Source organism: Gemella sp. 20925_1_85, assembly GCF_041433735.1.
Classification (GTDB): Bacteria; Bacillota; Bacilli; order Staphylococcales; family Gemellaceae; genus Gemella.
In genome coordinates, this window is the sequence record NZ_JAPWCC010000010.1 from 1 (window position 1) to 12991 (window position 12991).

5 protein-coding genes are annotated in these 12991 nt (G+C 34.2%); all 5 read left to right on the forward strand.

The genetic code is table 11. The annotated features are described in order from the left end of the window. Positions 1-1190, forward strand: a 1190-nt coding sequence (locus tag O3884_RS04610; protein WP_371452025.1) for a MucBP domain-containing protein, incomplete at its 5' end; no start/stop codon positions are given. Positions 1191-1653: 463 nt separating this feature from the next. Continuing rightward, complete coding sequence (locus tag O3884_RS04615; RefSeq protein ID WP_371452027.1) at positions 1654-3237, forward strand: glycosyltransferase family 52; 1584 nt, start codon at positions 1654-1656, stop codon at positions 3235-3237. A gap of 3 nt (positions 3238-3240) precedes the next feature. Continuing rightward, positions 3241-4485, forward strand: coding sequence for a glycosyltransferase family 4 protein (locus tag O3884_RS04620; protein ID WP_371452028.1), 1245 nt, complete (start codon positions 3241-3243; stop codon positions 4483-4485). Between the two features lie 483 nt (positions 4486-4968). Continuing rightward, on the forward strand, positions 4969-9321 hold the full coding sequence (locus tag O3884_RS04625; RefSeq protein WP_371452029.1) for an SIALI-17 repeat-containing surface protein: 4353 nt from the start codon (positions 4969-4971) through the stop codon (positions 9319-9321). A 249-nt stretch (positions 9322-9570) separates the two neighbouring features. Then, a complete protein-coding gene (locus tag O3884_RS04630; RefSeq protein WP_371452031.1) occupies positions 9571-12702 on the forward strand; it encodes an SIALI-17 repeat-containing surface protein in 3132 nt (1043 codons plus the stop codon). Positions 12703-12991 lie beyond the last annotated feature (289 nt).

Below are 12991 nucleotides of genomic sequence, written 5' to 3' on the forward strand. Positions count from 1 at the left end.
CAACTAAAGGATATATTGTACCAGATCTTCCAACAGATCCAAGCCAAGATACAGTAATTAACTATGAAGCAAATGACGCTAACTTAGTAGTTAAATATGTAGATGAAAATGGAAAAGACTTAGCTCCAGCAGAAACTACAAAAGGAAAAGTGGGAGATGAGTACACAACAACTGGAAAAGTAATCAACGGATACGTATTAGTACGTGTAGACGGTGAAGCTAAAGGTAAGATTGGAAAAGACGGTTCAACAGTAACATATGTTTACAAACCAATCGGTTCATGGATTCCAAATATCCCAGGACAACCAACAAACCCAATCAAATATCCAAACGACCCACAAGATCCAACAAAACCAGGTAAACCAACAGAAGTATTACCATATGTACCAGGATTTACTCCAGAAGATAAAGATGGAAACCCACTTAAACCAGTAGATCCAACAGATCCAACAAAAGGATATGTAGTGCCAAACATTCCAACAGATCCAAGTCAAGATACAGTAATTAACTACGTAGCGAACAAAGCAAAATTAGTAGTTAAATATGTAGATGAAAACGGAAAAGACTTAATCCCTGCAGAAACAACAGAAGGAAAAGTAGGAGATGAGTACTCTACAAGTGGAAAAGTTATCCCAGGATATGTACTTGTTCGTGTAGATGGTGAAACTAAAGGTAAGATTGGAACAGATGGTTCAACAGTAACATATGTTTACCAACCGCTAGGATCATGGGTACCAAACATCCCAGGACAACCAACAAACCCAATCAAATATCCAAATGATCCAACAGATCCAACAAAACCAGGAAGTGATAGACCGGTATTACCATACGTACCAGGATACACTCCAGTTGATGGAAATGGAAATCCACTTAAACCAGTTGATCCACAAGACCCAACTAAAGGATATATCGTACCAGATATCCCAACAAACCCAGGTCAAGATACACCGATCAACTACGTGGCAAATCCAAAACCACAACCAAACAAAGATCAAAAACCTCAACCTAAACCAGCTGTAACACCTGAAAAACCAGGTCAAAATAATGCTCCAGTCCAACCAAAAGTAAACGGTCAAGTTAAGAGATTAGCTAACACTGGAACAACAGAAACTAACACTGGATTAGCAGGATTAGGATTAGCAACATTTGCTGGAATGCTTGCTGCAGCAAGACGTCGTAAAGAGAAATAGGATTAAGATATAAAATCATAAAGACAAAATAGTAAATAATAAAATAAATGGCTTGAAAGCACCCTTGATAATTTTCGAGGGTGCTTTCTTTTTGTATTTATACGTTATATAGAAGTTGTGTGATTGTTTTCGTAATATCAAATAGTAAAAAACTCAGCTTAGAGTAGAGATTTATTTTTATTTACATAATCTAAATAACTAGAGTAACCTTTGTGGAGATGTGTTCTTTGTTTACATAATCTAAGCAGTAGAATGACAATAGTTCGACTCATATGTTCATTTACATAGTATCTATCCTCAACAATCTACATTCCAAATTCTTGGCTTCCATCTAGCTACCCAATATCTACTTAATTTGACTAGAATTTTCCTGCATGATAAAATATTTATAATTATTAAAGGAAAAGGTTGTTTGGTGTGGTTTTTCACGCCTAATAGAGCATTAAATAGAGAGGTATAGTGTATGAATATTATTTTTTGTACCTCACCATTTCAAGTCCTAGTGGCACGAGAGGTTACTAAGATTACAGGTGAGAAGTTTTTTGGAATATATTTAAAAATGTCTAATGATAATAGGCAGAAAATATATGCTGAGAAAATGAAGGAGTTTTGTGAAGATACTCTATTTATTGATAATAAAGAATGGCCTAATGAGCTTAGAGAAAAACTAGAAAATATTAAAATTGACAAGTTCTATCTAGCGAGTCTAGATAATCCGGTAGCACACATGATCTTTAATCCTAATTTTATGAGATTATTTACGTTTGATGATGGTAGTACTTCTATTATTGCACCGAACATGTACACTCGCTATACTGATAGAGTAGTTGGGCCAAAAGAAATAATACTGGAGAAGGTTATAAACTTATCTCAATCTCACTATACAATATTTGACACAAACACTGTATTCTCAACTGAAAAATTAATAAAAATACCTTTCGACACTAAGCTAAAAGACTTCGCTAGAGCGACTAACGGAAAAAAAGTGAAGGTCTTTTTAGGGCAAGCGCTTGGCAATTATATAGATGAAAAAGATATAAAAATTACAGAAAAACTTACGAGGAAGGCATTAGAAGAGATAGGAAATGTGTTATACTATGCTCATCCTCGAGTTACAGTAAATGTAGAAAATGCGGAGATTATCCAATCAGATAAATGTTTCGAAGAAGAAATTTATGGCCTGTTGTCTAACTATGAGAATGTAGAAGTCTATGGATTTTATTCTACCTCGCTACTTCTTGTGAAAGATATTCCTGGTGTGAGTGTTCGTTGCTTTAGAACGTTCTTAACGACTAACGAAGTAGAAATTCTAGGTAACTATGGCGTTGAGTCGATAGATTTGCCTTTATCGGACACAGAGGTGGATATCGTTATGCCTGTTTATAATCGTGAAAAAACTGTCGGTAAGGCAATCGAGTCGGTCTTGAATCAAACTCATAAAAATTTTAGACTGATTATAGTTGATGATGGATCTCGTGATAGAACTGAAGAAGTATGTAGAAAATATCTAAATGATGAGAGAGTAGTTTATCACAAAGTTCTTCATGGAGGTATATCCAGAGCCCTTAATGCGGGGATTTCGTTAGCGACTGCGAAGTATATCGCAAGACAAGACTCTGATGATGAATGGATGTCATGGCACTTGGACTTTCTTCTTAATGAGTTAGAGTTAAACGATAAGTTAGATATCATTGGTTCAAAGGTTGATGCGGATAGAAGTAAATTGCAAGGTGGAATTAAAAGAAATAATTTTAATAACCTTTCAGGTGAGGAATTATGGTTTAAGTTAGCCTATAAAAATATGTTTAATCACTCTACTGTTATTTATAAAAAATCCGCAGTTGAAGAAGCTGGTGGTTATGATCCGGAGTGCGATGGTTTTGAAGATTGGCACCTGTGGGCTCGTATGGTAACTAAAGACAATGCGCTCGTGATGAATACGCTGACTGCCTACTATGGTCTTCCTGAAGAAGATGATAAGGGCATGATATTTAGAAGTAGGCTTGCGAAGAGTCGCGGTTTAAGATTAGAGGATGTATTGGAGTAGAAAATGGTTAAAGTATTTACAATAAAAGAAGGTGTTCCTTGCAATATTTATGGATTTGAAAGCAGTCAACTCGCACGTCAAAATATTTTTGATGAAATAGGTGTTGAACAAAAATTAGTTTTGACGAATCTAGATAATTTTGTGCCTAATTTTGTAGAAATTCTTGAAAATCTAGGGTTTAAAAACTTCTATCATGTAATTTTTGAAAAATCTGATATAGCTAGAGATAAGCCAAGTGTTGATAAAAGCTTTCTAGAAAATCTAGAAGACGTTTTAGAGGTGGAATATACTAAAGAGGGCTATGTAGGATTAGTTCACTATAAAGACGGAACTGTAGACTGTTATACTTCGCAACTATTGTATAAATATATCCCTAAAGAAGATAAATTTATTCTTTTTAACAAAGATGGAATAGTATTAGAAGGTGATGTTTCTGAGAATTATCATAAGTATCACATAAAAGAAACTGGTGCGATAATGTCGCAATGGCAGTTGGTGAGTGAATACCTGGCGGAAAATTCAACTATTGATGACAGATTCATTATAGATATGGTTAATGAGTATCCTTTGCAGCTAAGGAAGTTTTTCCAAAATACAGGAAGAGAGCTTTTTGCCTATACGCATTATAATATTCTTGCTCCGTTTATGAAGTTTGTCTTGCAAAGTTGGTGCACTAATGTTGTCGCAAGCCCAGTTTTAGAAGAAAGGTTGGGAAGTGATAGGGTAAGATTTCTACCACCTGTTTATGTAGAAGAAGTTAAAGAAGAAGTATATACAACTGTAAAAAATTGGTGTATAGTTGGTAATATGACAATAATAAAAAAATGTGAGGTTGCGATAGAGGCATTTAGACGTACGCCTGATAGTACACTTACAATCTACGGTAACTTACCAGATGGATATACGAAGGATAACTTACCTGATAATGTTAAATTTGCAGGTTTTGTTAAAAAGGTACCATATGAGAATCATGAAGGGTATATATCTTGTTCTTTAAGTGAATGTTTCGCTAATTCCGCGGTAGAAGCATCTTCGAAAGGTCTAGTCTGCCTGCTTTCTAATGTTGATTTAGGTCATAGATATTATGTGAGTATTTGCGAAAACACGAAGTCCTTTAGTTCTTTTGACGAATTATTAGAACTTCTTGTGAAATATCAAAAAGATGGAGAATATAAATCATCAACTTTCGCTAGAGAATATATAAAAAATAAAGCGGTAGAGTACTATAAGAAAGTATTGAAACTATAGTAAATAGATACTTGTTGTATCAAAAAGGTAAATAAATATATGTTAACTTAATATCTTCTTGGTGGAAATCCAGGAAGATATTTTTTTATTTTTCAAAATAGTACCTCGAAATTTACACTAATATATTAGTATAAATTGAGTAATTTTTATGTGTTATTTTATAAATTTTTGTTTTTCAGAAAAGGTCATGATAGAGTAGTTGGTTATGATTTTTAACAGATAAAAAAAGTGTTAAATATATTGATAAAAGGGTAACAAAATAATTGACTAACTTTTTTGAAAATGATAAAATTTAAGAGATAGGCTATGAATGTATAAGCAAGTTTACATAGTGTTATTTTGGGAAAATAACTAGGAGATTTAATAAAAATTATAAGTGGATCAAGTACTTTTGAAAAATAAGTAATTTTTGTTAATGATTTATAGATTGTTAGATAAAAAACAATGTATTTATATGTTCAGAAAGAATGGAGAGGGAAGGTTATGTTAAAAAATAATAAGAAAGAAAAGTTTTCGTTAAGAAAATATAAAGACGGACGTACCGATTCAAAACTAATAGGTGCGACACTATTAGTAGGTATGGGGTTATTAGCTAGTAGTGGAACCGCCTTAGCTAATGTAAGTTCTAATGGGGCAGATACGGCTACAATGGTGACCGATACATCGAAAGTAGCTTCAACTTCAGCTACAACTTTTACAGATGATAAAGATGCGACAAAAACTGTAAAAGTAGATGCAGTATTACAAAAAGGAACAGCTGAGCCGACAAAAGCAAATAACAATACAGGTGATGTCGATGGAACTGATACTCTAAATGTTAAATCAGAGGCAACTGTGAATTACAAACTTGATTCTGATAAATCATTATTAAAATCAGACACAGTAGAAGCGGGAACAGGTACTGTAAAAACTCCTTACGATAAAAAAGGTCTTGCTTATAATACAGATGGTAAAGACTACCGTGAATCAACTGTAACTCAACCAGGAACTGTTGTCTCAAAAGATACTGGTAAGAAAGACACAGTAGAAGCGAATGGTAAAGTTTATGAGTATGCTGGGAAATCTGAAGTAGAAGGTGCTGATAAACTTACTTATGATAAAACGCGTTTTAACGATATCGAGGCGCCAGTTTCTCCTGAAGGAATGCACAATAAACTAGGGGAAATCGACTATACAAAAACAACAGGTAAAGTTTATCTAGTAGAAGAAACAGCTGATGGGCAATACGGGAAATTCGTAGAAACTAACGGAGTATCTAGTGATGAAGATGCAGTTGCAAAATGGAAAGCTGGAGAAGCTACAGCTAAAGATTTCACAAAAGCTAATGTAACACTGCAAAAAGGTGATACAGTTCTTGTTCTAGATAAAGATACTTATGCAGTAGGTGAAGGTAAATCTGTAAAAAAAATAACAAAAGGAACGATTACTTTCTCCCCGACGGATCTTACAGAAATAACTAAGAAAGATAGAAAAGGGGATTTTCCAACGTACATTACAAATGATTATACTTTTGATGGATCTATAAAAAATCATTATTTCTTACCTGGACCAGATGGAGTTTATGGGACTGCTGACGATATAGAGAAAATACCAAGTGAATCTCCAACTTATGCTTTAATCGGATTTGGGACTGGATATGATGGTGTTTTAGCTGAAAATGTCGAAACAGGTGAAGAGTTTGGTCCGGAAAGAATTGATCCAACTAGATCATCTTTAAAAGATGTTTTGAAAAATTATACGATTGCGAATTATAAACTTTTAGACTTTTTAGAAGGTAAAGCAATAAATACAATCGAAAGAGAGAAAGTTCAGGCGGCTAAAGCACGTCTAGATGCTCATCTTAAAAAACTAGAGGATGATATTCAATCTGGCAAGCTTGATATGGGATTATTGAAAACTAGACAATATAAAAATAAAATTGTATTGCATTCGCCTATAAATGTGGATAAAGGTTTTGCTCCTGACGACAAACTTAGAGAAGCATTATCAAATTTCTCTAAAATTGTTGGAGATTTATCGGTTATTGCAAGTGAACCTACAGATACTACAGAACTGCAAGATGGTAGGTATAGAGAAATCCACACAACTACAGAGTATAAATATTCGTCAGAAGGACCTAATGCTTATCTTGATGTTGTAACAACTAAACATATTAAAGAATATATAGCATATGACGGGAAACCTGATTTCTTCATTGATTTAATTATAGATGAACCAGACAAGGTAGAAGAAGTAACAACTTTAGTTAACAAAGGTAAGGTTGAAATTGCTGCTGATGGTACAGTAACAGTGACGGGTGATACTAAAGAAACAGATGAAAAATATATTCCAACAACAACGGTTGGTGATAATAAATATATTGTTACTGGTGATACAGGGGAAAGAACTCGTACAAGAACAACTGAATCAGCAACATTTACTAAAAAAGAAATTATCACGCCGATCCGTGCTTACAAAGTAATGGGTGAAGAAAAACCAGTAGTAACGCATTATTACAACTTAAAAATCACAAAAGAAGAAGCGGGTACTGCGACAGCTACTAAACAAGGTAGCGTTGTTATCAAGTATGTAACTACTGATGGAAAACAATTAAAATTAGAAACTGATAAAGAGAATGTAACGCTTGAAACAAAAACGATTGTAAGTCTATATTCAGGTGAAACAAAAGTTGATGAACGTACAGATATCGCAACTGTAGAACAAAACTACGACACAACTCCAAAACAGTACCCAACATTAGTAGATTCAGACACTGGATTTACATATGAGTATGTAGGTCTAAAACAAGGTTCTCCAGCAGCTAGTGGTAAAGTAGTAGAAGGAACAACAGAAGTTGTTTACGAATACCGTCTAGTAAGTGAAGAAGAGAAAACTCCGTCTAAATCAGTTGCGACTAAGACAGGTTCTGTTGATGTAAAACATGTTGTAATCAATGAAGATGGAAGTTTAAAAACTTTAAAAACAGAAGTCGTAAAAGATAAAGTACCAGTTGAATATGAAGATACGTATGTAACTTACTCAAAAGGTGTAAAAGTATCTGAACGTAAAGAAAAACGTGCAGTTACAGAAAAATATGACACTACTGATAAACAATATCCAACGCTAAAAGATGAAGTAACAGGTTTAGTTTATAAATATGTAGGACCAACATCTGATTCAGCTCCAGCGACAGGAGACGTAACTGAAGGTGAAAAACATGTTATTTACAGTTATGTATTAGATAAAAAAGAAGATGCAACACCGACAGTAACTGAAGCTAAAGGATCAGTAGTTGTTAAGTACGTAGATGTTGATGGTAATGAAATTAAAGATCCAGAAAATGTAGTGACGGATGCAGTTGTTAAAACAACGAAAACATACGCTATTAAATCAGGTGATGTTGTATTATCAACACGTGATGAAGTAACTGAAAATGATGTGAACTATAATGCAACTGAGAAGAAAGTTGATATAATTAATAAAGATGGTAAAAAATATGTCTTCCGTGGAGTGTATGAAGTTTCTGATAAATACAATAACGTATTAGAAGAAACAGGTAGGGTGAAAGAAGGAACTACAACAGTTGTATACCAATACGATTACGTTATTCCGGTAGATCCAAACAAACCAAATAGCAATACTTCGAATCCTCCAAAACCAGGAGGTGGAACACCGGATAATCCACCAACGCCTTCTAATGGGGAGGTAGAACCTCCACAACCAGAAAACGGAATACCTAATAAACCTAATACTACTCCAAATACTCCAAAACCGGAGGATAAAATTCCTAACGATCCAAAAGGTCGTACATACAAAGATTTAGGTGTATTAAAAGAAGTTAAACGTAATATCACTTATGTTTATGAAAATGGACCAAAAGCAGGACAAGAAGCAAGCACGCCGGTTAACCAAAATGCTCGTTTCACAAGAACTGCCGAAATCAACAGTAGAACAGGTGAAGTAGTCTATACAAGCGAGTGGACTAAAGAACAAAAACTTGCTGAAGTAGTATCACCAGAAATCAAAGATTACACTGTAGATAAAGTGAAGGTAGATGAATTAACTGTAACGCATGAATCAAAAGATTCAGCGGTTGTAGTTAAATATTCTCAAGTTTCATCAGTAAGTAAACGTGATTACGCTAAAGATAAAAAAGGAACAGTTATTGTTAAATACGTAGATATTAATGAAAACTTCCTTGCGGATGATGTAGTAGTTAAGAACAATGTAATAGTAGCTGAAGCGACAACTACAACTACTGGGGACAAAGAAGAAACTACATACAAAGCTACAGGAGAAGAGTATGCTGTGACAGCTCCTGAAACAATCGTAGTAGACGGGGTAACGTTCAAACTGAAACGTGTACTTCCAGCAGGAGATAAATTCGAAAATACTGTAGACGAAAAAGGTCTGGTTAAAGAGGGTGTAACTACTATTGTTTACCAATATGTAATGCAACTTTCTGCTCCATCTGTCGATAAACCAGAATATGAAGGAGGAGTAACTCCGTTAGACCCACCTACAGTAGATATTCCTGAATACGAAGGGGGAGTAGTTCCATTAGATCCACCAATAGTGGATAAACCTGAGTTTGAAGGAGGAGTAGTTCCGTTAGATCCACCGATTGTGGAAAAACCAGAACTTAAGATTCCTAGAGAACCAACCCCAGCGCCTAAACCAGAGCTGATGCCTGTACCAAAACCAACGCCGGAAGTACCGGTTAAACCTGCAGTAACTGCACAGGTGAAACGTTTAGCGAACACAGGTAGCGAAACATCTAATGCAACGGTATTAGGATTCGGTGCTCTAATCGCAGGTATAGCTTTAGCTGTAAGAAAACGTCAAAATGAAAAATAATAAGTTTAAAAGATGATTAATTTCATTATGTAAATCACAGGGCGCTCTTGGATGGAAATCCAGGGGTGTTTTGTGTTTATAGATAGTGTGAAGTAATGTTGTCGAATATTTGATAAAAATTATTTAATGTGTTAAAATTGAAAACGTATTACATAGATATTTAGAAAACATCTAGATGCTAATTTAGTGATTTCTTGTAATTGGAAAGATGTAATAAAGAAACGTAATAAAATAACAAAGGGGAAAATTATGTTTAAAAATATTAAAAAAGAGAAATTTTCGCTAAGAAAGTATAAAAATGGTAGAACTGATTCAAAATTAATTGGAGCGATAACGATTTTAGGTATAGCGATGTTAGCTGGAGGTGGAACTGCATCTGCCAATGTAAGTTCTGGTACACAGAATGAAACAACGCTTGTAAGTAAATTTGAAAAAGTTTCATCGAGTGCAAAAACGACCTTTACAGATGATCAAAATCCTGCGAAAAAAGTAACTGTTGATGCGGTGGCTGACATACGATATAATCGACCTGCTAAAGCAAATCAAAACACAGGAGATGTTGATGGTACAGATTCTGTAAAATTCAAATCTAATGCAACCGTTAATTATCTATTGGAAGATGATAATTCAACACTAAAAGATTCGAAAAAAGTAGCTGGTGAAGAAGGGATAGTATCGACTCCTTATGATAAAAAAGGAATTGCTTACGATACCGATGGGAAAGATTATCGTGAATCAACTGTAGAAAAAACAGGTACCGCTATAGATGAAGATGCAGGTAAAGAAGCGGTAATCCAAGCTAATAATAAAGAATACAAATGGATTCGTTCGGAAGTAGTAGATGCGAATAAAGCAACTTATGACAAAACAAAATTTAATGATATAGAAGCACCTGTTTCTCCAGAAGGGATGCACAACAATCTAGGAGAAATCAACTACGGAAAAATTACAGGAAAAGTGTATTTAGTAGAAGAAACTTCAGATGGGCATTACGGGAAATTCGTAGAAGCTAGTGGGGTATCTAGTGATGAAGATGCAGTTGCGAAGTGGAAAAATGGTCAAGCAACAGCTAAAGATTTCACGAAAGAAAATGTGACTCTTAAAGAAGGTGATACTGTTCTTGTTATGGATCGTGATACATATGCTCATGGGAGTGGAACGAGAACTGTTAATACAGTGAAATATAGACGAGAAAAAATTCCTGCGACACCAGAGTATAATAAAACTGAACCGTATGTCAGAGAAGAAGGGGTTCAAGGATATCCATCTTATGCGTTTTGGGATCAACCTCTAACTGGAGAGTATCCGACGATAGGTGAGGATAGAATCTTCGGAACAGTAGATGATGGTAAAGTTACATTTAATAATGAAACTACTTTATTTTATTCTAATAGTTCGAAAAGTTTTCCTCCAGGAATAACTGATCCGAAGAATCATAATTTTAAAAAAGAATCTTTAAAAGAAATTTTAGAAGTTATGCATTCTGAAGTATATGGAATATTAGAATATTTCAATCAAAATGCAAAAAGTGATGAGGAAAAACAAGATCTAAAAGCTAGAAAAGCTAAGCTTGATGAGAATATCGCTAGTACAATAGAGATGATTAAACAAAATAATATTGATATAGCGATAGAATCAGAGCGAGGAATAATGTTTTTCCAACAAAATAAAGAAGCTCTTGAAAATTTAAGAAAACATATTGAAGAAGGGCAAAATGTATTAAAGGATTTATCTGTAACAGCGGGTTCTACTCAGAGAAATGTTGATCAATATGATAATCATAAAAATGTGACAGAAACAAAGAAAAATTATTTAAAATTTGGCTTTGATAGAGGTATACAAAAAGGTTATACACTATCTTATCATAAAGATGCAGAGCCAGAACGTTATAGCGATTGGGAAAAAGTTAATCCTGAGGTTGAAACAAGAGAAGATTCTGTATATGCGAATAAAGGTATTGTGACAATCTCTGACGATTTGAGTAATATTAATGTTGTTAATGAAAATTCAACTACTAATGAGACTGAATTTACTAAGAAAGATGTAGCAACTAAAGAGGAAACAAATTACGTAGTTAAAGAAATAATTACACCGATTCGTGCTTATAAAGTTATGGGAGAGGGGAAAACGGTAGTTAATCATTATTACAGATTATCTACAAGACTATCGGATGTACCTGTAAAAATTGAAAATACAAAAGTAGGATCTGTTAGTGTGAACTATGAATCTGAATCAGGAGAAATTTTAAAAGAATCGGAAGTACTTTCGTCAAATGTACCTTATGAAAAAGTGAAAACGTATGATGTTCTTTCAGGTTCTACAAAAGTAGGGGAAGAGAAAGTTACAGAAAACTTAGAACCGACTTATGATGCGACTGCGAAAAGATATAAAACAATTCTAGGTGATAAAACAGGATTTACTTATGAATATCTAGGGCTAAAAGAAGGTTCAGCGCCTGAAGAAGGAATAATCAATAAAGAAAAAACACAGGTTACTTATATTTATCGCTTAGTAACTAAAGAAGATCCGAAACCTACAGCAAAAGAAGTGTTAGGTTCTGTAGTTGTTAAGTATGTTGACGCAGAAGGAAATGAAATCAAATCAGCTGAAACATTGGTAAAAGATGCTGTATTAAGAGCAACTTACACGTATACTACAAGATCAGAAGATAAAGTAGTATCGACTAGAGAAGTAGTTAAAGAGTTTACTGTGCAAGACTATAGTACAAAAGAAAAAATAGTGGAGAAAATAACAACGGCAGATGGGAAAACATATAAATACCATGGAGTTTACCCAGTTTCGACTAAATTTAATAATGTAACTGCAGAAACAGGGAAAGTTGTAGAAGGAACGACGACGGTAGTCTATCAATATGATTACGATATTCCTGTAAAACCAACTTGGCAAGTACCGTCTGATGCACCGAAAAATGAAGTACCAGAATATAAAGGTGGAGTATCACCTATAGAACCCCCGGTGTTAGAAGTTCCTGAATTTAATGGAGGAGCATCATCGATAGAACCACCAGTACTAGAGGTTCCAGAATATGAGGGTGGAGTATCACCTGTAGAGCCACCAGTATTAGAAGTACCTGAATTTAAAGGAGGAGTTCCATCAGATAGACCGACTATATTAGAAGTTCCCGAATACAGAGGTTCATTTGTCGAACCTATACCGAATCCTAAAGAAAAACTTCAAGCTTTACCGACTGTAGAAGATCTTGAGGAAAGTATTGCAACACTAAGTACTGATGAGAATAGAAAAAAATCAGAGAGATTACCTAATACAGGTAGTATTTCATCTGATACAACGACTCTAGGGATAACGGCAATATTTGCGGGAATTATTCTAGCGAGCAGAAAACGTCAGAAAGAAAAATAAAGAATGACTTATAAATCTATGTGTTGAGCATGTATAGATTTAGTTTACATAAATGGATGTCATCTCGTATTGTACGGGAAACATCCATTTTTTTAATTGGTTTTCTATAGTGAAAAGTTATAAAAATATTGATAAAATAATGAAAAGTAAAGAGGTCCCTATAGTAAGTAAATATCTTTTTAGAAAATAATGTATGGAATTTATTTATTATTTCCATAAAAGCTCAGAAAATGTTGGTAAACAAGCGAATTTACTGTTGAAAAGTGATAGAAAATGAAAATTGAATTTT